The 22,461-nt window shown below is 67.5% G+C and carries 18 protein-coding genes; 15 read left to right on the top strand and 3 right to left on the bottom strand.

The features are described 5' to 3' along the window. The first annotated feature begins 69 nt into the window (after positions 1-69). The 13 genes from ABSH63_RS00510 to ABSH63_RS00450 all read left to right on the top strand — a co-directional run bounded on the left by ABSH63_RS00510 (position 70) and on the right by ABSH63_RS00450 (position 12,860). Positions 70-2,307 (top strand): polysaccharide biosynthesis tyrosine autokinase, encoded by a 2,238-nt coding sequence (locus tag ABSH63_RS00510; RefSeq protein WP_352886412.1) that lies wholly within the window; start codon positions 70-72, stop codon positions 2,305-2,307. Next, positions 2,288-2,629 (top strand): hypothetical protein, encoded by a 342-nt coding sequence (locus ABSH63_RS00505; protein ID WP_352886411.1) that lies wholly within the window; start codon positions 2,288-2,290, stop codon positions 2,627-2,629. The genes ABSH63_RS00510 and ABSH63_RS00505 overlap by 20 nt, the downstream gene beginning before the upstream one ends. A 115-nt stretch (positions 2,630-2,744) precedes the next feature. Then, positions 2,745-3,458: a hypothetical protein gene (locus tag ABSH63_RS00500; RefSeq protein WP_352886410.1), complete on the top strand. Its 714-nt coding sequence runs from the start codon at positions 2,745-2,747 to the stop codon at positions 3,456-3,458. 101 nt (positions 3,459-3,559) lie between these two features. Beyond that, complete coding sequence (locus tag ABSH63_RS00495) at positions 3,560-4,405, top strand: SLBB domain-containing protein (protein WP_352886408.1); 846 nt, start codon at positions 3,560-3,562, stop codon at positions 4,403-4,405. A gap of 10 nt (positions 4,406-4,415) precedes the next feature. After that, on the top strand, positions 4,416-6,545 hold the full coding sequence (locus tag ABSH63_RS00490; protein ID WP_352886407.1) for a YjbH domain-containing protein: 2,130 nt from the start codon (positions 4,416-4,418) through the stop codon (positions 6,543-6,545). Continuing rightward, positions 6,535-7,251: a hypothetical protein gene (locus tag ABSH63_RS00485; protein ID WP_352886405.1), complete on the top strand. Its 717-nt coding sequence runs from the start codon at positions 6,535-6,537 to the stop codon at positions 7,249-7,251. The genes ABSH63_RS00490 and ABSH63_RS00485 overlap by 11 nt, the downstream gene beginning before the upstream one ends. A gap of 145 nt (positions 7,252-7,396) precedes the next feature. After that, positions 7,397-8,755, top strand: coding sequence for a polynucleotide adenylyltransferase PcnB (gene pcnB / locus ABSH63_RS00480; RefSeq protein WP_352886404.1), 1,359 nt, complete (start codon positions 7,397-7,399; stop codon positions 8,753-8,755). Further along, positions 8,752-9,228, top strand: coding sequence for a 2-amino-4-hydroxy-6-hydroxymethyldihydropteridine diphosphokinase (gene folK, locus ABSH63_RS00475; protein ID WP_352886402.1), 477 nt, complete (start codon positions 8,752-8,754; stop codon positions 9,226-9,228). The genes pcnB and folK overlap by 4 nt, the downstream gene beginning before the upstream one ends. Positions 9,229-9,286: 58 nt before the next feature. Continuing rightward, positions 9,287-10,186 (top strand): 3-methyl-2-oxobutanoate hydroxymethyltransferase, encoded by a 900-nt coding sequence (gene panB / locus ABSH63_RS00470; protein WP_352886400.1) that lies wholly within the window; start codon positions 9,287-9,289, stop codon positions 10,184-10,186. Then, positions 10,183-11,037, top strand: a complete 855-nt coding sequence (gene panC / locus ABSH63_RS00465) for a pantoate--beta-alanine ligase (protein WP_352886398.1) — start codon at positions 10,183-10,185, stop codon at positions 11,035-11,037. Before panB ends, panC begins: the two co-directional genes overlap by 4 nt. A gap of 174 nt (positions 11,038-11,211) precedes the next feature. Beyond that, on the top strand, positions 11,212-11,595 hold the full coding sequence (panD, locus tag ABSH63_RS00460) for an aspartate 1-decarboxylase (protein WP_352886396.1): 384 nt from the start codon (positions 11,212-11,214) through the stop codon (positions 11,593-11,595). Beyond that, positions 11,592-12,212: a TIGR02466 family protein gene (locus ABSH63_RS00455; protein WP_352886394.1), complete on the top strand. Its 621-nt coding sequence runs from the start codon at positions 11,592-11,594 to the stop codon at positions 12,210-12,212. The genes panD and ABSH63_RS00455 overlap by 4 nt, the downstream gene beginning before the upstream one ends. Positions 12,213-12,314: 102 nt before the next feature. Further along, positions 12,315-12,860, top strand: a complete 546-nt coding sequence (locus tag ABSH63_RS00450) for an Hsp20/alpha crystallin family protein (RefSeq protein ID WP_352886392.1) — start codon at positions 12,315-12,317, stop codon at positions 12,858-12,860. A 213-nt stretch (positions 12,861-13,073) separates the two neighbouring features. Here the strand turns inward: ABSH63_RS00450 and ABSH63_RS00445 are convergent, their stop codons facing one another. Further along, positions 13,074-14,405, bottom strand: coding sequence for a dihydroorotase (locus ABSH63_RS00445; protein WP_352886390.1), 1,332 nt, complete (start codon positions 14,403-14,405; stop codon positions 13,074-13,076). Between the two features lie 90 nt (positions 14,406-14,495). On the opposite strand from ABSH63_RS00445, the gene ABSH63_RS00440 reads away from it, so the two are divergent. Next, a complete protein-coding gene (locus tag ABSH63_RS00440; protein ID WP_352886389.1) occupies positions 14,496-16,688 on the top strand; it encodes a molybdopterin-dependent oxidoreductase in 2,193 nt (730 codons plus the stop codon). A gap of 95 nt (positions 16,689-16,783) precedes the next feature. Beyond that, positions 16,784-18,061, top strand: coding sequence for an adenylate/guanylate cyclase domain-containing protein (locus ABSH63_RS00435; protein WP_352886388.1), 1,278 nt, complete (start codon positions 16,784-16,786; stop codon positions 18,059-18,061). Here ABSH63_RS00435 and ABSH63_RS00430 read toward each other — a convergent pair. Next, a complete protein-coding gene (locus tag ABSH63_RS00430) occupies positions 18,040-19,593 on the bottom strand; it encodes a hypothetical protein (RefSeq protein ID WP_352886387.1) in 1,554 nt (517 codons plus the stop codon). The two genes, ABSH63_RS00435 and ABSH63_RS00430, sit on opposite strands and share 22 nt — an antisense overlap. Before the next feature lie 75 nt (positions 19,594-19,668). Further along, on the bottom strand, positions 19,669-22,458 hold the full coding sequence (locus ABSH63_RS00425; RefSeq protein WP_352886386.1) for a valine--tRNA ligase: 2,790 nt from the start codon (positions 22,456-22,458) through the stop codon (positions 19,669-19,671). Positions 22,459-22,461 lie beyond the last annotated feature (3 nt).

Here is a 22,461-nt window from a genome sequence, read left to right as displayed (position 1 = left end):
CGTGCGTGCGGCGCTGCATCGTAGAGCGCGGCTGAGGTCACAAATGGTTTTGGTATCGAAGAGTCTGCTATGAACGCGATTGCGCCCGGCGCGCAGCCTGCTGTGCCGGCGATGTCTGTCGCCGATGACGAGATTGATCTGCGTGATCTGCTTGCGGCCATTTCCGGCGGGCGGTGGATCCTCGCCGCGGTCACACTGGCGATCGTGCTGCTCGGTGCGTTCTACGCCTGGGCGGCGACGCGCATCTACGAAGCCGATGCCTTGGTGCAGGTCGAGAAAAAGGAGACTGGCTTCACGGCCGCGCTTGGTGAGATGGCGGAGATGATGGGGACGCCGTCAGCCGTCACCGCGGAAGTGGAGCTGCTCAAGAGCCGCATGCTCGTCGGTGCGGTGGCAGACAGTCTGCGGCTGACCATCGTTGCGCAGCCGAATTATTTTCCGATCATCGGGCGCGCGATGTCGCGCGGCTTCCAGGCCGAGTCCGGCGCAAAGGTGGCCCCCGCCTTCCTCGGTCTGCGGCGGTACGCCTGGGGCGGGGAGTTCATACGCGTTTCGGCCTTCGATGTGCCCAGTTCTTTGATCGGCCAACGGTTCGAGCTCGAAGCGACGGCGGATGGCTACGTGCTGCGTTACGACGACGAGGAGATCCTGCGGGGGCGCGTCGGTGAGCGGGCGGAAGGGTCGCTCGAAGGACGAACGGTCACGATCTTCGTGCAGGACCTGATCGCGGCGCCGGGCACGACCTTCACGCTGATGCGCGAGGATCGGACCCGCGCGATCACCGGTATCCAGGAGGCGCTGCGCGTTTCGGAGAAGGGCAAAGATAGCGGCATTCTGAGGGTGGAGTACTCGTCCGTCGATCCGGTTCTGGCGCGCGAGGTCGTCAACCGCTTGGTCATCGCCTACCAGCGCCAGAACATCGAGCGCAAGTCGGCGGAGGCCGCGCAGACACTGGCGTTTCTCGAAGCACAGTTGCCGGAGATTCGCCAAAAACTGGAAGGGGCGGAGGCGTTGTTCAATAGCTATCGCCTGCGCGAGGGTTCGGCGGATCTGACCAAGGAAACCGAGCTGATCCTGCAGCAGAGCGTCGAGCTTGAAACCGTGCGGCTGGGCCTGGAGCAGAAGCGCACCGAGGCGCTGCAACGCTTCACCCCGAATCATCCGACCATCGTCGCCATCGATCGCCAGCTGCAAGCGGTGCGCGACGAGCAGCAGATGATCGCCGATCGGGTCAAGGGCTTGCCCCAGACGCAACAGGAATTGTTGCGACTGGCCCGCGACGTCGAGGTCAACACCACGCTCTACACCAATCTGCTGAACAATTATCAGGAGTTGCAGGTGGTGCAGGCGGGCACGATCGGCAATGTGCGCATCGTCGATTACGCGGTGCACCCGACCGAGCCCGCCAGGCCCAACATTCCGCTGATTCTGGCACTGTCATTGGTCTTGGGGCTGTTCGCGGGCATGGCCGTGATTTTCGTCCGTCGCGCACTCAAGCCCGCGGTCGGTGACCCGTCGGAGGTCGAGCGCACCCTCGGCATCCCCACCTACGCCACCGTGCCGTTCTCACCAGAGCAGCGTCGTCTGATCAGGCGCAGGGGGCGGCAGGAGGGGCAGTTGCTGGCCCATATCGATCCGCAGGACATTGCCGTGGAAGCCTTGCGCAGCCTGCGCACCTCGCTGCATTTCGCGATGATGGACTCGGCCAACAACGTGCTGATGCTGACCGGTCCGGCGCCGGGACTGGGCAAGTCGTTCGTCTCGATCAATCTCGGCGCGGTGCTGGCGGCGTCCGGCAAGCGCGCCGTGGTCGTCGACGCCGATATGCGACGCGGGCATCTGAACGAGTTCGTGAACTGCCAGCGCGCGCCCGGCCTTTCGGATTACTGCGCCGGACAGGCCGCGCTCAAGGACGTGCTGCGCCGAACCATCGTCGAGGGATTATCGTTCGTGCCGACCGGGCTGATTCCGCCCAATCCCGCGGAGCTGCTGCTCACTGACCGCTTCAGCGAGCTGATCAAGACTTTGTCGCAGAACTTCGACTATGTGATCATCGACACTCCCCCGATCCTCGCGGTGACGGACGCGGCCATCGTCGGCAAGTTGGCGGGTAGCACACTCCTGGTGTTGAAAGCGGGCGAGCACCCGCTGCCGGTGATCCAGGAGACGGCGACTCGCTTGCAGAATGCCGGAGTGAAGGTCAGCGGCACGATCTTCAACCAAGTCGGGCGCCCGGGGAGCGGGTATGCAGCCTATCGCTATGCTTATACCGCCAAGTACAAGAGTTATGCCTCCGTTTCCCATTAGGCGGCTGGCCGTCGCGCTGGCGGTGGCGGCCGGCTGGGGGGGCGCATGGGCGCAGCCTTTGCCCACGCTGGCCGCATCGCCGGCCGTCGGCCCGCTCGCCGGCCACTCCGCCCATCACTACGGTATGGCGGACCCTGCGCAGCAGGAGGCCAGCATCCGAACCGTGCTGATCAACGTCGGGGTGGATCAGGCCTTCGTCGCGCGCCGCCTTGGCGCCGAAACCGCCCGGTTTCTGGTCGGGCTGGTGCTGGGTGGTGTCGGGGCACCGACGGATCTTGCGACATCGGATGCGGACATGCCCAGGGCGGCGGGGCGTGACTGAGGTCACGGCATGGTCGGACGCATGGGTTACGCTCCGCGCCGATTCGTGCCACAATCCAGAAGCGTGATCGCGGGCGTCGAGGTCCGCACGCCACAACTTTTAATCAAGGCTTTCAGTGGGGAAGAACATGAATCGGAAGTTGATCATCGCGGCGGCGGCGAGTGTGTTGGTTGGCGGCCCGCTCGCAGCATCGTTGTATTCCGCGGATGTCGTCGCACAAGGCGTCGTCCGCGCCGAGCGAGAGTTGACGCCGCCCGAGGCGACGCAGGTCGCGCAGCGCATGAACCTGACGGTGGATGAGGCCGTGCGGCAGGGGCTCATGGAGCGGCTCGCCAACGGTAACTACCTGGTGACGGAATCCGGCGCCGCGCTGCTCGCCGCCAATGGCGTGCCCATCGGGGCCTTCGCTGGCGCGACGCCGCTGCAGATCACCGGCATGGTGGCCCTGGCGCTGGGCCTGACTTTCATCGGCGAGAGCATCGTCGATGATGATGCGCCGGCGCCCGCACCGACGGCGACGCCGACCCCGACAGCTACGCCAACGGCTACCCCGACGGCGACGCCGACCCCGACAGCCACGCCAACGGCTACCCCGACGGCGACGCCGACCCCGACAGCCACGCCAACGGCTACCCCGACGGCGACGCCGACCCCGACAGCCACGCCAACGGCTACCCCGACGGCGACGCCGACCCCGACGGCGACGCCGCCGCCCACTCCGCCGCCGACCCCGACGCCGACGCCGACGCCGACGGCGACGCCAACCCCGACGGCGACGCCCACCATGCCTCCCACCGGAACGGGAACCGGAACGGGCACCGGCACCTGAGCGCCAGCGCCTACAGACGGCGCCATCACTGAGGATCGGGCTGGCGGCTGCCAGCCCGATCCGTTAGAGCAGTCGGTCCGGCGCCACTTCAAGGCCAGTCATTGCCCCGCACGGTGCACGCCGCGGGTGTGACGGCGCTTCGTAATGTGCAAATCCGGTTGGCTCCTCGGTCGGACACGGAAACGTCGATCATGGTTTGGAAACGCGGCATCTTCGCGCTGGTGACCTTGATTGGCGGGCTCGGCGCCGCGGGGTCTGCGGCCAACGTCTACGTGCCGCAGCCGCCCAGCGGTGGCATCGTGGAGATCCACGGCGCCGTGAACACCCCGGGCAGCGTCCTGCTCCGGACCACAGAGCTGGACCTTGCCGAGGCGCTGCGCGCAGCGGGCGGCTTGGCTCCGGATGCCTACTTGCTGGGCGCGGTGTTGTTGCGCGAAGCGCGCAGTGCGATCGGCGCTGCGGCGCCGCGGGATCGAGCCTGTGTGGGCGCTGCGGAACAGCAGGCCTTGCAGATCCTGCACACCGCCGTCTCATCCGTAAAGTCGAGGGAACTCGCGCAGGCCGTCTACGACGGTGGTCGGGTTCGCGTGCCCATCCGCCTGTCGGCGCCGGATCTGCAGACGGGCACACTCGGTGGTGTGCGGCTCGTGGCGGGCGATGTCCTGATCATTCCGCCGCGACCCGCCTACATCCATGTGGGGGGGCGGGTGGCGCGGCAAGGGCCGGTGCTGTACGAGCCCGGAGCGCTCGCCGAGAATTACTACCAAGCCGCGGGCGGGTCGCGGCGCGGATGGTTCGCCGAGGATCTGCTCGTGCTGCCCAACGGTGAGGTGCAGGTGCTCAAGCTGCGCTTCTGGAACTATCAGCCGACGGCGATTCCGCCCGGCTCGCTGTTGCTGTTCGGTGTCGCGGACCCGGCGTGCCCGCCGGTGGCCATGCGGCGATAAGCATCCGCCGATGCTCCGTCACCTCGCGCGCGTGGTCGCGGCCGCCGCAGCGGCCTGCACGCTGCAGCTTGGTGCAACCACGCCCAACGGCGACTGGATGAGCCAGATCGGCTATCCCGGCGCGCTGCAGACGCCAACCGCGTTCATGGCGCCCGAAGGCTCTCTCGGATTCGGGCTGTCGCGAACGCTGCCGTACAACACCCTGTTTTTGAGCGGCCAGCCGTTCGAGTGGCTCAACTTCAACGCGCGTTACACCGAGATCACGGATCGGCCCTACCGTTCGTCGCGAACCGGGCAGACCTACAAGGACAAGGCCTTCGACCTTGCGCTGCGGTTCTATCCGGGAGGCGGTTTCATGCCCGCCCTCAGCGTGGGCATCGTCGACCTGGGCGGCACGGGTTTGTTCGCCAGTGAGTATGTCGTCGCGTCCCAGCGCTTCTTCGATGTCTACGCTTCGCTCGGGCTGGGCTGGGGACGCTTGGGATCGGCCGGGGATCTACGTAATCCCCTGCGGGCGGTCAGCGATCGGTTCTTGGAGCGACCGCGCGGGTTCGTGGGCGGTGTCGATCGCGGTGGCACGATCGGCTACGAGACCTGGTTCCGCGGCGAAGACGTAGCCTTGTTCGGCAGCCTGATCTGGCGACCTTCGTTTCTGCCCGACTGGACCTTCATGGCCGAGTTGGAGGGCAACGACTACAGCGATGAGCCGGCGATCAGGCCCGTGTCGTCTCCATCGCGCGTTAATGTCGGCATCGGCTACGCGCTGGCCGACTACGCCTCGCTCGGTGCGTCCTATCTGCGCGGCGACACGTTTTCGTTCGAGCTTGCCTTGCATCCGCGCAGCCGCGTCAACGAGCGGCCGCCGGGCAAGCCCTACCTACCGGTGCTCGACGAGGCGGTGCATCCCGCCTACCAACGCCGCCTGCCGGCCGATGACGAGCAGCGCCTGGAGCAGCTCTACGACGTGCTGCGCTACGCCGGCTACCCGGTCCACGCGATGGATCTGGCACCGGACGGCGAGAACTTCACCGTCTGGGTGTCGGGCTGGGGTAGCGACAGCCCGGTGCACCAGTTGCAGGCGGTGGGCCGCCACGCCGCCAACTATCTGCCGCAGCGCGTGCGATCGATCACGATCGTGACGATGGCGGGCGGTGCCGAGGCATCGAGGATCAGCGCGCCGCGCTGGCTGATCGAGGCCGAAGGGCGAGGGCAGGCGACGGTCGAAGAGCTGGTGGTTCAGAGCGCCTTCGCCCCGGGGGAGGCGCGCCAGATCGACCGGGCCCGCTATCCCGATCTGTTGCGCTACCCCACCTATGCCTGGGGTGTGCAGCCGACAGTCCGTACCAATATTGGTGGCCCGACGGCGTTCTTTCTCGGCCAGTTGTTGCTGGCGCCCTACTTCACGTTCCAGGCGACGCGAAGTCTTAGCCTGACCACGGTGCTGGGCGTGAGCGTCGTCAACGATCTGGACCGCCTGAACGAGCCGATTCGCAGCGGCACGCTGCCGCCGGTGCGCGGCGATCTGGAGCTGTATCAGTCCGGCAGCGGTGACGTCTATCTCGCCGAGCTGGAAGCCAACTGGTTGTTCCCGATCGCGTCGCAGTGGTACGGGCGGGTGTCGGCCGGCATCTTCGAGGACATGTACGGCGGGGTTGGGTCCGAGGTGCTGTACCGGCCTTACGCGAGCCGCTGGGCGGTGTCGGTGAATGCCAATTACGTGCGCAAGCGCGGCTATGAGCAGCGCTTCGATTTTCTCGACTACACGGTGGCGACCGGTCATCTCAATCTGTACTACCGGACACCGCTTGCGGGTATCGTCGTCCACGCCAGTGCCGGACGCTATCTCGCCAAGGACGTGGGCGCCACGCTGGATCTTTCGCGCGAGTTTCGCAACGGCGCACGTTTTGGCGTGTTCGCGACCAAGACCAACGTGTCCTCGGCGGAGTTCGGCGAAGGCTCGTTCGACAAGGGCTTCTACGTCTTTTTGCCGTTGTCGATCGCCAGCAAGGGGCAGAAGAGTCCTGGCTTGGCCATCAACTGGCGCTTCCTCACGCGCGATGGCGGTGCCAAGGTGGATGACGGGCGTCCGCTGTACTCGGTGTACGGCAGCCATCACGCCGGAGCGGTGTATGAACGCTAGGCGATTGCCGGGCGCGCGTTTCGTCGTGGCCCTTGGTGTGTTACTGGTCGCGGCGCCACTCACCGGCTGCAACACGCTCGGGATCGGCGGCATCGTCGAGGCGGCGCGGGACACCTTGGCCGACGACATGTCGCCTGAGATTCGCACCTATCTCCGACGGCTGCATGACATGCCCTACGCGCAGCTCTACGTCCGCTATGCGGGCACCGAGGAGGCGGTGTTTCTGCTCGCCGAGCAGAAGCTCGCGGGCGGGCAGGATCTGTGGATCGGCGGCGGCGGCGTCAAGCTGGCGTTGCAGGGACCGCACATCCGCTACAGCGACGGCATGATCATCGACATCGAGGCATCGGAGCCGGTGCGCGATGGTGCGGTCTGGTCGTATCTGCAGGGCGAGACCGACGAGATCCAGCCCCATGATCCCTCGGTGATCTGGCTCAAGACCTCGGAGAGCGAGCACTGGATCGAGCAGCGCGCGCTGGCCGAGCAGGTGCAGGAAGTGGCGTATCAGGGTTACGCCTACGCCGGCCCGGCGCTCGAGGTCAGCGAACGCGTGCAGGTCACCGGGCAGCGCGGCCAGTTCCGCCGGCTGTATTGGATCGAGCCGCGCTCACGCACTCTGCTGCGCGTGCGCACGCAGATCGGCACCGACTCGCGCCCGATCGTCATCGAGTGGCTGCGCGTGCCGGATCGCCGCGACACACGGTGACGATCAACCCCGAGCGCGATAGCGCGTGACGGTCAGGCGCACCGATGTTCGGATCGCCGCGTGAGATTCGACGCGACGACGACCATGACACGAGCCGCCAGGCTCAGTTGATTAGGACGAGGCGCCCGGTCAATATGCGCCCCTCATGAATTGGCTCAAGACGCTGTTACCCCGCAAAATCAGGCCCAAACGCATCGAAGCCCGCCGCGTCCCCCGATCCGAGCATCCGATTTCCCGCAGTCAGTTCACGCAGGGCACCTTGCGGACGCTGTACGGACTCAAGGATGCCGGGTATCAGGCCTATGTCGTCGGCGGCGGCGTGCGCGACCTGCTCGCCGGCCAGACGCCCAAGGACTTCGACGTTGCCACCGATGCCCACCCCGAGGACGTCAAGCGCATTTTCCGATCGTGTCAACTGATCGGGCGGCGCTTCGTGATCTGTCACGTGCGCTGGGGCGCGGAAGTGGTCGAGGTGACGACCTTCCGCGGCGCCCTCACCGACGAGCACGAGCGTGATGAAACCGGGCGCATCCTGGCCGACAACGAGTACGGCACGCTCGAATCCGATGCCTTCCGCCGCGACTTCACCGTAAACGCGCTGTACTACGACATCCGTGACTACGCCATCGTCGATTTCGTCGGCGGGCTCGAAGACATGCAGGCGCGCCTGGTCCGCCTGATCGGCGATCCGGAGCTGCGCTATCGCGAAGATCCGGTGCGCATGCTGCGTGCGGTACGCATCGCCAACAAGCTCGGCTTCACGATCGAGAAGAACACCGCGGCGCCGATCCCCAAGCTGGCCGGTCTGTTGCGTGAGATTCCGCCGGCGCGCCTGTTCGACGAAGTGATCAAGGTGCTGCAGTCGCGCGAGGCGCTGGCCAATCTCGAAGGTCTGCACCGCTTCGGCCTGCTCAAGCCGATCCTGCCGTTCACCGAGGCGGCCATGGACGATCCGTGCCTGGGCGTGTTCCTGCGTCGAGCCATGGCCAACACGGCGGAGCGCATCGTCAACGAGCAGACCGTGAGTCCGGCATTTTTGTATGCCGCGTTGCTGTGGCCGGGCGTCGTCGCCGAGTACCAGCGCCTGATTCGGGACGAGGGAGAGCATCCGAACGTCGCCATCGCGCAGGCGTCCGAGGCCGTTCTTGCGCGCACGCTGTCGACGATCATGATCCCCAAGCGCTTCAGCCTGCCGATGCGCGAGATCTGGGCGTTGCAGCCCCGGCTCGAACAGACCCGCGGCGGTCGCGCGAAGCGCCTGCTGGCGCACCCGCGTTTTCGCGCCGCCTACGATTTTCTGCTGTTGCGCGCGGCTTGCGGCGAGCTGCCGCAGGCGCTCGCGGATTGGTGGACGAAGGCTCAAACCGGCGAGCTGCCGCCGGCGCCGGTCGATCCCGAGGATCACGCCGAGACGTCCGTGCCGGTGCCGGCGCGGCGTAGGCGTCGACGTCGCGGCGGTCGTCGCCGGAAACGCGGGGCGCCGGCACCGACACCGACGCAATGACACGGGCCTATATCGGTCTGGGCGCGAATCTCGGCGATCCGCCGGCGCAGTTGCGCACGGCCTTGCAGGGGATCGGTGCGCTGGGGCGGATGCTGGCGGTCTCCACGTTCTACCGCAGTGCGCCGATGGGGCCAGCCGAGCAGCCCGACTATTGCAACGCCGTCTGCGCCATCGACACCGCTTTGGAGGCCGAGGCGCTGATGGATGCGCTGCTGGCCATCGAGCGCGGTATGGGCCGTGTGCGCAGCGTGCGCTGGGGGCCGCGGTTGATCGACCTCGATCTTCTGCACGTCGAGGGCCTACACTGCGCCACGGCGACGCTGACGCTGCCGCACCCGGGCATCGCCCGGCGCAACTTCGTGCTCGTGCCGCTCGCCGAGATCGCGCCCGGTCTGCACATCCCCGGCGTCGGTCCGCTGGACGCGGCGATCGCGCGGGTCGGGGTCCAGGGCCTCGTGCCCTGGCGCGCCTGAGCCGAGGGGTTCTGGGCGTTTGCTATAGTCGCGCGCCCTCGACTGCCGGAGGCTCGAGATGGACGCCACCAAGCCCATGAGTATCGCCGAACTGCGCGAAATGCGCACACGCGGTGAGAAGATCGCCTGTCTGACCTGCTACGACGCGAGCTTTGCGCTGATCGAGGATCGCGCCGGCGTCGATCTGGTGCTGATCGGCGATTCGCTGGGGATGGTGCTGCACGGCGGGCGCACCACGACGCCGGTCACGCTCGATCACATCGTCTATCACAGCCGCTGTGTCGCGCCGCACCTGGCGCGCGCGTTTCTGGTCGCCGATCTGCCGTTTCTGTCGTACGCGACGCTGGAGCGCGCGCTCGATGCCTCGCAGCGCGTGATGCAGGAAGGGGGCGCCAAGATGGTCAAGCTCGAAGGCGGGCGCGAGCAGGCCAGCATCGTCGAATACCTGTCGGTGCGCGGCGTACCCGTGTGCGCGCATCTGGGTCTGCGGCCGCAGTTCGTGCACAAGATGGGGGCTTTCCGCGTGCAGGGCCGCGACGAAGCCGCGGCCGAGGCGATGCTGCACGATGCGCGCGTGCTCGTCGAGGCCGGCGCCGATCTGTTGCTGCTGGAATGCATCCCGACCGAACTGGGCGCGCGCATCGCCGCCGAGTCGGCGGTGCCGGTGATCGGCATCGGCGCCGGACATCGCGTCGACGGACAGATCCTGGTGCTGCACGACATCCTCAACATCTCGCCGATGGTGACGCTGGGGCGCACCCCGCGCTTCGTCAAGAACTACATGCGCGGTGCATCCGACATCGAGTCCGCGATCCGCGCCTACGTCGCCGAGGTGAAGTCCGGTGCCTATCCGGCGCCCGAACATCGTTTCGACCTGCCGCTGTCGGTAACGGAAAAGCCTGCCGCTCGTCGCCGCGCGGCGGCCGGCGCGGCGAGGCAGCGGAAGCCTCGCGGGTGATCACGCTACAGACGGTCGCCGAGCTGCGCGCGCAGCTCGCCGCCTGGCGCCGCGCCGGCGAACGCATCGCGCTGGTCCCGACGATGGGCAACCTGCACCGCGGACACCTGCGGCTGATGGAGCAGGCGCGTTTCCGCGCAAGCCGCGTCGTCGCCAGCGTCTTCGTCAACCCGCTGCAGTTCGGTCCCAACGAGGACTACGAGCGTTATCCGCGCACGCTCGCGGCCGACCAGGCGGCGCTGGCGGCGGCCGGTGTCGACCTGCTGTTCGCGCCCTCGGTGGCGGAGATGTATCCGCGCGGACGCGAGGGTCTGACCCGCGTCCACGTGCCCGGCATCTCCGAGGATCTCGACGGCGCGCATCGCCCCGGGCATTTCGATGGCGTCGCCACCGTGGTCAGCATCCTGTTCAACCTGGTGCAGCCGGACGTGGCGCTGTTCGGCGAGAAGGATTACCAGCAGCTCGCGGTGATCCGGCAGATGGTCGCCGATCTGCATCTGCCGATCGAGATCATCGGCGTGCCGACCGAGCGCGATGCCGACGGCCTGGCCTTGTCCTCGCGCAATCAGTACCTGAGTGCCGAGGAGCGCGCTCGTGCGCCGGCCTTGTACGCCGCGCTGCAGGCCGTCGCCAGCGCCTTGATGAATGGCCGCCGCGACTTCGACGCGATCTCGGAAGAACAGTGCAAGATGCTGACGTCAAAAGGATTCGACGTGCAGTATCTCGCCATCCGCAGGGCCGATCTGGGGGCCGCGGACGCGGCCACGACGCACTACGTCGTGCTGGTCGCGGCCAAGCTCGGCACGACCCGTCTGATCGACAATCTGCAGGTGCATGTGACAGGCATTTGAAGCACTGCGGGATTGCCGCTAGACTCCAGCCTCCGCGTGATGCAGTTCACTGATCAGGATCGCGCGTAACGGGCGTATGTCTTAGTGGGCCGCCCGCCTTAGCCAGACCCCGGACCGTCGTGTGTATGTCTTAGTGGGCCACCGACGATCCCAAGCTTCCAAAGAGGCATCGCCATGCAACTGCATATGCTCAAGTGCAAGCTGCACCGCGCCTGCGTGACCCACGCCGAACTTGACTACGATGGCTCCTGCGCCATCGACGCCAAACTGCTGGAACTGGCCGGGATTCTCGAGTTCGAGCAAATCGACATCTACAACGTCACCAATGGTGAACGCTTCACCACCTACGCGATCAAGGCCGAGCCCGGCTCCGGGATCATCTCGGTGAACGGCGCGGCCGCGCACAAGGCGCGCGTCGGCGATCGCGTGATCATCTGCGCGTACGCGACCATGGATCAGGCCTCGGCGCGCACGTTCAAGCCGCGACTGGTCTACCTCGACGCGCACAATCGCGTCGAGCGCACCGCCAACACGATTCCGGTGCAGCTCGCGGTGTGACCGCCGTCCGCGGCTGGTTTCCGACGCTCATCTACAACGAACGCCTGCAGGCTCGCGGCCTGCGGGCGTTTAATGCCGAGCTGCTCGACGAGTGTCGGCGCATCCGCGATTTCGACGCGGCCGGTCGTGCGTGGTCGGCGCGCAGCTACCCGCTGGGCTATACCAGCTATGGCTCGCTCGACCGACTGCAGCGCTTCTCCTCCACCTTCGATGCGCTGCGTCAACGCATCGACCCGCACGTCGCCGCCTACGCGCGTGAACTGAACTGGGATCTGCGCGGCGGACGCCTGACGATGACCGACTGCTGGCTCAACATCATGCCGCGCGGCTGCAGTCACGGTTTCCACGTGCATCCGCATGCGGTCATCAGCGGCACCTACTACGTGCACGTGCCGCGCGGCGGTCCCGGGCTGAAGTTCGAGGACCCGCGGCTGACCAAGATGATGGCCGCGCCGGCGCGGCGCGCCCGCGGCCGCGTCGATCTGCGCGCGCACATCGAGTACCGCGCGCGCGCCGGCGAGTTGATCCTGTTCGAGAGCTGGCTGCGCCACGAGGTGCCGGCCAATCCGGTGGACGAGGAACGCGTCAGCATCAGCTTCAACTACCACTGGAGCTGAGCCGGGAGCGCCGGTGCGCCACGCATCGACCGCGCTTGAAAACACGGTTTGTCGGCCGCATTGATGCGGCATCGTCAACCGCTTGTTTTCAGGAGGTGTTCGATGAGCACGAGCTTGAGTAAATGGGCGCCCTGGAACTGGCTGCGTAAAGAGCAGGACGGCCGAGCGCTGCCGGTCCGACGCGGGAGCAAGGACGTCTCGCCGCTGTGGCGCGTGCACGATGAGATCGACCGCGTCTTCGACGATTTCTTCCGTGGGTTCGGTCTGCCCAGTCTGTTCACGGACGATTGGCCGCGTGCCGGGGATGGCGCGATGCTGCAGCCGCGTCTGGACATCACCGAGACGAAGAATGCGTATGAGATCAGCGTCGAGGTGCCGGGCGTCGAGCAGGACGATCTGGAGTTGTCGGTCCAGGACGGCGTGTTGATCATCCGCGGTGAAAAGCGCCAGGAGAAGCGCGAGGACGGTGAGCGCTATCACCGTATCGAGCGCAGCTACGGCGCGTTCCAGCGCGAGCTGAACCTGCCGGCCGACGCCGATGCCGATCGCATCGAGGCCAACGTGCGCGGCGGTGTGGTCCGCATCAAGGTGCCGCGGCGCGCCGATGTCGCGTCGGGCGCGCGGCGTATCGCCATCAGCAACGCCTGATACCACCGCATCGCGTCCCCCGCCGCCGCGGGGGATTTTTTTGCGGATCGCCGTCGACACTGCGCCGCAGCGCGACGCCATGGCGGCGCGCTTTTGCTGCCGTCACGGGTCCGGTCCGTGCCCCGCGTTGGTGGAGGCGATGCGAGCTTTCGCAGGCCCGCCTTGCGCGCACCCTGTGACGCCGGTCCAGGCGCGCGCAAAGCGCGGAGTCTCTCAGACGAAGCGGATGCGCCGACCCTTGGGGCCACCGACGACGCGGCCGTTCTCGGCGGCGAGCTCGCCGTTGACGAAGGTCGCGCGGATCGCGGCGGGGAAGGTGCAGCCCTCGACCGGCGACCAGCCGCAGCGGTAGAGCACGTCGGACTTGCGCACCGTGGTAGAAGCATTCGGATCGACGATGACCAGGTCGGCCCAGTAGCCCTCGCGGATGTAGCCGCGGTCGGGAATGCCGAAGCGGTCGGCAACCGCGTGGCTGGTCTTGCGCACGACGGTGCGCAGGTTCATCTCGCCGAGTTTGACCAGGTGGATCAGCATCAGCAGCGAGTGCTGCACCAGCGGCAGGCCCGACGGCGCCTTGAAATAGCGGTTGGCCTTTTCCTCGGCCGTGTGTGGGGCGTGATCGGTGGCGATGATGTCGATGCGGTCCTGCATCACCGCACGCACCAGCGCCTGACGGTCCTGCGGCGTCTTGATCGCCGGGTTGCACTTGATGAGATGACCGAGCCGTTCGTAGTCGCGCTCGTCCATGTACAGGTGATGCACGCAAGCCTCGACGGTGATCTTCTTGTTCTTCATCGGCCCTGCGGTGAACAAGGCCAGTTCTTTGGCCGTGGTCAGGTGCAGCACGTGCAGGTCGGCGTTGTATTTCTTCGCCAGGCTCGTCGCCAGTTCCGTGGACTTGTAGCAGGCTGCCTCGGAGCGGATGCGCGGATGCTCGGCGGCCGGCACGTCCTCGCCGTACTTTTCGCGCGCCTTGGCCTCGTTGGCAAGTATCGTCGGCGTGTCCTCGCAGTGCGTCACCACCAGCAGCGGTGCGCGCGCAAAGATGCCTTCGAGCGTCTTGGGGTCGTCCACCAGCATGTTGCCGGTGCTCGCGCCCATGAACACCTTGATCGCGCAGGCCTCGTCGCGCTCCAAGGCGGCGACTTCTTCGAGGTTGTCGTTGGCGGCGCCGAAGTAGAACGCGTAGTTACCGAAGCAGCGGCCCTGGGCCATGGCGTACTTCTCGGCGAGCAGCGCGCGTGTGGTGATCGCCGGCTTGTTGTTGGGCATGTCGAAGAAACTGGTGGTGCCGCCGACGACCGCCGCGCGCGACTCGGTGTACAGATCGCCCTTGTGCGTGAGCCCCGGTTCGCGGAAATGCACCTGGTCGTCGATCACGCCCGGCAGCAGCCACTGGCCCTTGGCATCGAACACCGGGACGCCCGCAGGGGCACTGATCTGCGGCGCGATGCGGGCGATGCGCCCGTCGCGTACGAGCACGTCGGCGGCGGTCTCGTGCTCCTCGTTGATGATGTGGGCGTTGACGATCAGGACATGGGACATGGCGGCTTTCCATGGGCGGCGATGACTTCAATGGTAATCGGATTGCATGCCGCGACGGGGGTATGATCGGGCGAGCATCGGAGCCAGCGAATGAGCGAGCAGATTCACTACCGCGCCTGCAATCTGTGCGAGGCCATCTGCGGTCTCGAAATCAAGGTCCGCGATGGCCGCATCGTCTCGATCAAGGGCGATACGGCCGATCCCTTGTCACGCGGCCACATCTGCCCCAAGGCGGTCGCGCTGCAGGACCTGCACGAGGATCCCGACCGGCTGCGCAAGCCGCAGAAGCGGGTCGGCGAGCAGTGGGTCGAGATCGGCTGGGATGAGGCGCTCGACGAAGTCGCCGACCGGCTGGCCGCGATCCACAAGACGCATGGTGCCAACAGCATCGCCGCGTATCTGGGCAATCCGAGCGTGCACAACTGGGGCAATCTGACGCACAGCAGCGCCTTCCTCGGCGTGCTCAAGACGCGCAGCCGCTTTTCAGCGACCTCGGTCGACCAACTGCCGCACCAGCTCGTCGCCTACTGGCTGTACGGACATCAGTTGCTGGTCTCGGTGCCGGACATCGACCGCAGCCGGTTCATCCTCATGCTCGGCGCCAATCCGATGGCGTCCAACGGCAGCCTGTGGACGGTGCCGGATTTTCGCGAGCGACTGAAAGCCATGCAGGCGCGGGGCGGCAAGCTGGTGCTGATCGACCCGCGCCGCACCGAAACCGCGGCGGTCGCCGACGAGCATCACTTCATCCGCCCCGGCACCGATGCCGCACTGCTGCTGGCGCTGCTGCACACGATCTTCGGCGAGAACCTCGCGCAGCCGGGCCGGCTCGCCGACTTCACCGACGGGCTCGACGCCGTTGCCGAGGCGGTGCGGCCGTTCACGCCCGAGCGCGCGGCCCAGGTCTGCGGCATCGACGCCGAGACGATCCGCCGTATCGCCCGCGAGTTCGCCGCCAGCGGGGCGGCGGCGGCCTACGGTCGCATGGGTGTGTCGACGCAGGCGCACGGCACGCTGTGCCAGTGGGCGCTGGCGGTGCTGAACATCGTCACCGGCAATCTCGATCGCGAGGGCGGCATGATGTTCCCGCTGCCGGCGATGGACCTGATCCGCGGCGCCGGTTCCAAGCCCGGGCATTTCGGCGCGTGGAGGTCGCGCGTGCGCGGTCTGCCCGAGTTCGGCGGCGAGCTGCCGGTCGCGGCGCTCGCCGAGGAAATCCTGACGCCGGGCGAAGGCCAGGTGCGGGCGCTGGTGACGATCGCCGGCAATCCGGTGCTGTCCACGCCCAATGGCCGCCAGCTCGAACGGGCGCTCTCATCGCTCGACTTCATGGTCAGCATCGACTACTACCGCAACGAGACCACGCGCTTTGCCGATTACATCCTGCCGCCGACCGGTGCGCTGGAGCACGATCACTACGACATCATCTTCCACCACTTCGCGGTGCGGAACACCGCGCGCTACAACGCCGCGGTATTCCCGAAGCCGGCGGGCTCGCTGCACGACTGGGAAATCTTCGTGCGTCTAGGCCGGCGGCTGCGGGCGCGCCTGCGGCCGGACGCGCGCAAGCCGCTGCTGCAGCGGCTCGGCGCGCGGCTCAAGGACGAGGTGATGCTGCGGATGCCGCCGCATCGGCTGCTCGATATCGCCCTGCGCCGCGGGCCGTACGGCAAGAACGGCGCGCACGGGCTGAGCTTGAACACGCTCAAGACGGCGCCGCACGGCGTCGATCTGGGACCGCTGCGGCCGAGTCTGCCGGAACGCCTGTTCACCAAGGACCGGCGCATCGCCGCCATCAACGAGGCGATCGTGCAGGAGCTGGCCCGCTACGACCGGCTGCTTGCCGAACAGCAGGCGGCGCGGCCGCGCGAGGGCGAGCTGTGGCTGATCGGCCGCCGCCACGTGCGCAGCAACAATTCGTGGATGCACAACGCGCAGCGGCTGGTCAAGGGCAAGCCGCGCCACCAGTTGTTCATGCATCCGCAGGATCTCACCGCGCGCGGCATCGAGGACGGTGACCGGGTGCGGGTCGTCTCACGCGTCGGTAGCGTGGAGGTCGAGGTGCAGGCGACCGAGGACATCATGCGCGGGGTCGTCTCGCTGCCGCACGGCTGGGGGCATGCGCGGGCCGGGGTGCAGCAGCGCATCGCACGGCAGCAGCCGGGCCAGAGCGTCAACGACCTCACCGACGAGCATTACCTCGACGCACTGTCCGGCAATGCGGCGCTCAACGGCGTCGCGGTAACGGTCGTGCCGCTCGGTGCTGCAGCGCGCGCCGCATAGACCGCGCGCGCTCGGCCTTGATCGCGTCGCGCTCCGGGGCGGCGTGACCACACGGCCGAACCCCGGCGCGCGGGGGCGCGGGTTATGATCCGGCGATGTCGTCCACGCTCCAGCAGTTCGTGCTCCTTGGCGTGATCACGCTGGTGGCGGGGCTGCTGTTCTTCTGGAGCGACCGGCGCAGTCCCACCAGCCGCGCGCTGGCGCTGTGTCTGACCGTGATCGGGATGACGCTGCTGCTGGTGCCGTTCGAGCGGCACGGGCGCGCCTGGCTCGCCGGCGCGAGCGGCGTCGGCGAAACCGTCGCCATCGTCGCCGGCATCGAATGGGCGCGTCGCGTCGGCCTGACCGCGGCTGCGCGCCCCGGGCGCATCGCCAGCGTACTGTTTCGCGTCGCCCAGGGCCTCGCGGTGCTGTTCGGCGCGATGCGGCTCGGTTACCTGCTGATCGCGCCGGAGGCGGCAACCACCGACCGCGACGGCTTGATCGCGCTGCGCGGCTACGAGTGGGCGATCTTCGCGCCGGTGCTGGGCGGCGCGGCGCTGCTGGCGGGCATCGCCTTGATCGTGCTGCTCGTCGCCCGCACCGATCCCGCAGAGTCGATCCGGCTACGCGCCTTCGTGTTCGCGGCGCCGTTTCTGCTGGCCGGTCTGGTCGTCGGCAGGGCCTGGGTTCCGCTGGTGCTGGTCATCGGTTTGATGATCTTTCTCGCCGGCACGGTGCGCTATCTGATCGTGCAGGCGCAGCGTGCGCAGGACTTGGACCGCTTCCTGTCGCCCGCGGTCGCCCGCTTGGTCAAGCTGCGCGGAATCGACGAAGTGCTGCGGCGGGAACGGCGCGAGATTAGCGTGGTCGTCTGCGATCTGCGCGGCTTTTCGGCGTACGCGCGCGACCACGACTCCGCGGCCGTGGTCGGTTTGTTGGAGCGCTATTACAGGGCCGTCGGGGACGTCGCGCATCGCCACGGCGCCACGATCAAGGATCACGCCGGCGACGGCGTGGTGATCCTCGTCGGTGCGCCGATGGCGCACGCCGACCATGCCGAGCGTGCCGCGCGTTGCGCCCTGGAACTGGTGGCGCGGGTGCGTGCGCTGCTCGCCGAGCAGGGCGCGGGCTTGGGGATCGGCGCCGGCGTCGCCAGCGGCGAGGTCACCGTCGGCGCGATCCGCGGCAGCGGACGTTTGGAATATGTGGCGGTCGGCGCGGCGGTGAATCTCGCGGCGCGCCTGTGTGAACAGGCCGCGGATGGCGAGGTGCTGGTGGATGCTGCGATCCGCGCGGCCATCGGCGCGCGCTACGGATCCACGCCGCGCCGCCTGCCGCAGCTCAAGGGCTTTGGCGACAGGGTCGATGCCTATGCGCTGCAGGTCGCTTGAGCGTCCACGGCGCGCGCGTCTTGCCCGCGAGCAGAGCGCCGGAGCCGCGCGACCGCGAGCAGAAAGAGCAGCAGCGCCGGCGCGATCGCCGCGCCGCCGTCGACGCCGGTCGCGCCAGCATCGTCGCAGCCGGCGCGGATGTCCTCGCAGTGTCGCGCGCGGCCGCTGCGATCGGCGAAGGCGCGGGCCGAACGCCAGTAGAAGCTGTAGCGCTCGACCCAGTCGGCATCGGCGAGCAGGCGCGCATCGGCATCCGCGTAACCGGGCTCGCCCGGTCGTTTGAGCCAGCGGTCGAACCAGGCGACGGTGTAGTGCTCGGCGAGCGGCTGGCCCCAGCCGCCTTCGCAGGCGTCGTTGCTGGTGTCGGCACACCACGAGGTGGACGGGAAGGTCGGGATCAGCGACCACTCGAAATGCGTGCTGCCCTGGATCGTGAGCTGGAACACCGGCACACCGGCGTCGCGCCACGCCGCGTAGGCGCGCTTGTGCGATTCGGGGTCCGGAGGAGCCGACAGGGCGACCCCACCGATGCCGTACTCGCTGGTCTGTCCCATCGCCGGGACGCGCGGCACGATCGCGGGCACGCTGCCGCTGGCCGCGCGCGGCGTCGCCAGGCTGTCCCAGGCGACGATGACGTCGACCGGGTTGTCGCGATCGAGGAGGCCCGGCCACGGCTCGGCGCCGTCTGCGCCATAGCTCTGTACGACGCTGACGCCGGTCGCGCCCAGCGAATGCCCGGCCAGCCCGAGGCGATCCGGATCGATGCGATGGCCATGCGGATTGAACGCGGTGACCTCGGTCGGATAGGTGCCGGCGCAGGCGAGGTTGTGCGGGTAGGGTCGTACGCTGCTCGATCGGAAAAAGTCGATCACATCGACCAGGCCTTCCCAGAACACCGCCGAGTTGGCATTGCTGCCTTGCTCGCCGGCGGGCGTCTGTTGGTCCGAGCGGCCCTGGCCGCGCGGGTCGAAGGTCATCACCCCATAGCCGGCGCGCACCAGCGCCTGCGCCGCCCACCAGTACAGCGTCTCCGGCGCCTGGATCGAACCGTTTTCGATGATCACCGCGGGCAGGTTGCTGCGCGCATCGCGTGGTGCCCAGACGCGGCCGGACAGGCGCGCGCAGCCGCGGTCGTAGATCACCACCGGGACGACCTCGGCCTCGATTTCGTAGAACGGCGTGCCATTGGGGCCGTCGACACCCGGATAGCGGAAGGGGTCGCCGGCGCATTGCTCGGCCCAGGTGGAGCACAGCGGCGTCACCAGCGTATTGCCGGAGGGCAAGAGCAGCCAGCTCGGATCATCGAGGGCGCGCTGGCTCCACTCGGTGAAGTTGGCGAGGCTTTGCAGTTCGAGCCGCAGCAAAAACGCGGGATTCAGCGCCTGCTCGGCCGGCCCCTCGGTGGTGCGGGCGTAGTTCCGCGCCTCGCGCTGCAGCCACTCGGCGGACGGATATTCCGGGCCTTCGGGAATCGCCCAGGCGCTGCCGAAGGCCAGCAGCGCGGCTGCACCGATCGCATGCCGACTCTTCATTGGTTCTCCCCCCGTAACGAGCCGCCTGAGACGAGTGTCGCGCATCCGCGGTGCGCGCCGCCAGCCTGCGCCGCGCTAAAGCGACTCGATGCGCGCGCGCTGCGCGCGCAGTGCAGCCAGATCCTGCTGCTGCTTGGTGGCGAGATCGCGGGCCTGCTGCTGCACGTGCTCGGGTGCCTTGCCGAAGTTCGGATTGGCGATGCGTGTCTCGGTCTTGGCGAGATCGGCTTCGAGTTTGGCGATCTGCTTGGCCAGACGTGCGAGCTCGGCGTCCTTGTCGATGAGGCCGGCCATCGGCACCAGCAGCGTCATCGCGCCGAGCAGAGCGCTCGCAGACTGCGGCGCGGCCTCGCCGTCGGCGAGCACGCGCGGCGTCTCGACGCGGGCCAGGAACTCGATGCTCGGTCCCAGCCGCGCGAGGCGCTCGCGGTCCTGTGCGCCGGCGTTCTGCAGCAGCAGCGGCAGCGTCCTGCCAGGGGCGATGTCCATCTCGCCACGGATCTGGCGTACACCGAGGATGAAGCGCTTGAGCCAGTCGATGTCGGCTTCGGCGGCTTCGTCGATGCGGTCCGACTCGGGCTGCGGGTACGGCTGCAGCATGATGCTGGGCCCGGCCGTGCCGGCGAGCGGCGCGACCCGCTGCCAGATTTCCTCGGTGATGAACGGCATCAGCGGATGCAGCAGGCGCAGGGTCGCTTCGAGCACGCGCACCAGCGTGCGTCGCGTGCCGCGCTGCGCCGCCGCGCTGCCGTGTTGCAGCGCCGGCTTGCTCAATTCCAGATACCAATCGCAGAACTCGTTCCAGACGAACTGGTACAGGGTTTGCGCGAGCAGATCGAAGCGGTAGGTCTTGAAGTGTTCGGCGGCTTCGGCCGCGACTTTCTGCAGACGCGAGACGATCCAGCGATCGGCCGCCGACGGCTCGCAGGGCAAGGCGGCGTCCAGACCGCAATCCTGGCCCTCGGTATTCATCAGCACGAAGCGCGCGGCGTTCCAGATCTTGTTGCAGAAATTGCGGTAACCGGCGGCACGCGCGGCATCGAAGCGGATGTCGCGGCCGGTGGACGCGAGTGCGAGGAAGGTGAAACGCAGGGCATCCACGCCCACCGGCTCGATGCCGTTCGGGAACTGGCGGCGCGTCGCTTGCTCGATTCTCGCCGCCATCTGCGGCTGCATCAGGCCGGTGGTGCGTTTGGCGACGAGGTCTTCGAGGCCGATGCCGTCGACCAGGTCCAGCGGGTCGAGGATGTTGCCCTTGGACTTGGACATCTTGTTGCCTTCGGCGTCGCGCACCAGGCCGGTGATGTAGACCTCGCGAAACGGCACCTCGCCCATGAAGTGCAGTCCCATCATCGCCATGCGCGCGACCCAGAAGAAGATGATGTCGAAGCCGGTGACGAGGACGTTGGTCGGATACCAGCGCTTCAGATCCTCGCTCGGTTCGGGCCAGCCCAGCGTCGAGAATGGCCACAGGGCCGAGGAGAACCAGGTGTCGAAGGTGTCTTCGTCCTGACGCAGGGCGAGGTCGGTGCCGAGCGCGTGCTTCTCGCGCACTTCGGCCTCGCTGCGGCCGACGTAGACCTTGCCGGCATCGTCGTACCAGGCGGGGATGCGATGTCCCCACCAGAGGTTGCGCGAGATGCACCAGTCCTGGATGTTGTCCAGCCACTGGCGGTAAGTGTTGACCCAGTTCTCGGGTACGAAGCGCATACGGCCGTCGCGCACCGCGGCCAGCGCGCGCTCGGCGAGGCCCTTCATGTTGACGAACCACTGATCGGTGAGATACGGCTCGATGACGACGCCGGTGCGATCGCCGCGCGGTACCATCAGCTTGTGGTCCTGTACCTTCTCGACGAGTCCGAGCTTGCCCAGGTCTTCGACGATGCGCTTGCGCGCGTCGAAGCGGTCGAGGCCGCGATACGCCGGCGGCGCTTCGTCATTGATGTGCGCGGTGGGCGTGAACACGTTGATCAGCGGCAACTGGTGGCGGCTTGCGACCGCATAGTCGTTGAAGTCGTGCGCCGGTGTGATCTTGACCACGCCGGTGCCGAACTCGCGGTCCACGTAGTCGTCGCCGATCACCGGGATCGGGCGATCGCATAGCGGGAGGGTCACGGTCTTGCCGATCAGGTGCCGGTAGCGCTCGTCCTTGGGATGCACGGCGACCGCAGTGTCGCCGAGCATGGTTTCCGGGCGCGTGGTTGCGACGACCAGATGACCCGAGCCGTCGGTCAGCGGATAGCGCAGGTGCCAGAGCTTGCCGCTTTCCTCCTTGCTCTCCACTTCGAGATCGGAGATCGCGGTGAGCAGCACCGGGTCCCAGTTGACGAGGCGTTTGCCGCGGTACACCAACCCCTCTTCGTACAGCCGCACGAACTCCTCGGTCACCGCGCGCGACAGGCCCTCGTCCATGGTGAAGCGCTCGCGCGTCCAGTCCACCGAATTGCCCATGCGGCGCATCTGATTGGTGATCGTGCTGCCCGAGTACTCTTTCCACTCCCAGACTTTCTCCAGGAACTTCTCGCGGCCGAGGTCGATGCGTTTGATGCCCTGCGCGGCGAGCTGGCGCTCGACCACCATCTGCGTGGCGATGCCGGCGTGATCGGTACCGGGTAGCCACAGGGTGTCGTAGCCGCGCATGCGGTGATAGCGCGTCAGCGCGTCCATCACCGCGTGCTGGAAGGCATGGCCCATGTGCAGCGTGCCGGTGACGTTGGGCGGCGGAATGGCGATGCAGTATGGCGGCATCTGGCTGCGATCCGCGCCGCGTACGGCAGCCACCGTTTCCGGCGTGTACCAGCCGTTCTGCTCCCAGATGGCGCACCAGCGGGCCTCGATGCTCTTCGGGTCGAAAGTCTTGTCCATGCG

The organism is Sinimarinibacterium thermocellulolyticum (assembly GCF_040327995.1).
Taxonomy (GTDB): domain Bacteria; phylum Pseudomonadota; class Gammaproteobacteria; order Nevskiales; family Nevskiaceae; genus Solimonas; species Solimonas thermocellulolyticum.
This window is presented reverse-complemented; position numbering and strand designations above follow the sequence as displayed.

Coding starts and splice junctions, on each gene's coding strand:
- ABSH63_RS00510 (WP_352886412.1), top strand. CDS start 70: ATGAACGCGATTGCGCCCGGCGCGCAGCCTGCTGTGCCGGCGATGTCT.
- ABSH63_RS00505 (WP_352886411.1), top strand. CDS start 2,288: ATGCCTCCGTTTCCCATTAGGCGGCTGGCCGTCGCGCTGGCGGTGGCG.
- ABSH63_RS00490 (WP_352886407.1), top strand. CDS start 4,416: ATGCTCCGTCACCTCGCGCGCGTGGTCGCGGCCGCCGCAGCGGCCTGC.
- ABSH63_RS00485 (WP_352886405.1), top strand. CDS start 6,535: ATGAACGCTAGGCGATTGCCGGGCGCGCGTTTCGTCGTGGCCCTTGGT.
- pcnB (WP_352886404.1), top strand. CDS start 7,397: ATGAATTGGCTCAAGACGCTGTTACCCCGCAAAATCAGGCCCAAACGC.
- folK (WP_352886402.1), top strand. CDS start 8,752: ATGACACGGGCCTATATCGGTCTGGGCGCGAATCTCGGCGATCCGCCG.
- panB (WP_352886400.1), top strand. CDS start 9,287: ATGGACGCCACCAAGCCCATGAGTATCGCCGAACTGCGCGAAATGCGC.
- panD (WP_352886396.1), top strand. CDS start 11,212: ATGCAACTGCATATGCTCAAGTGCAAGCTGCACCGCGCCTGCGTGACC.
- ABSH63_RS00450 (WP_352886392.1), top strand. CDS start 12,315: ATGAGCACGAGCTTGAGTAAATGGGCGCCCTGGAACTGGCTGCGTAAA.
- ABSH63_RS00445 (WP_352886390.1), bottom strand. CDS start 14,405: ATGTCCCATGTCCTGATCGTCAACGCCCACATCATCAACGAGGAGCAC.
- ABSH63_RS00440 (WP_352886389.1), top strand. CDS start 14,496: ATGAGCGAGCAGATTCACTACCGCGCCTGCAATCTGTGCGAGGCCATC.
- ABSH63_RS00435 (WP_352886388.1), top strand. CDS start 16,784: ATGTCGTCCACGCTCCAGCAGTTCGTGCTCCTTGGCGTGATCACGCTG.
- ABSH63_RS00430 (WP_352886387.1), bottom strand. CDS start 19,593: ATGAAGAGTCGGCATGCGATCGGTGCAGCCGCGCTGCTGGCCTTCGGC.
- ABSH63_RS00425 (WP_352886386.1), bottom strand. CDS start 22,458: ATGGACAAGACTTTCGACCCGAAGAGCATCGAGGCCCGCTGGTGCGCC.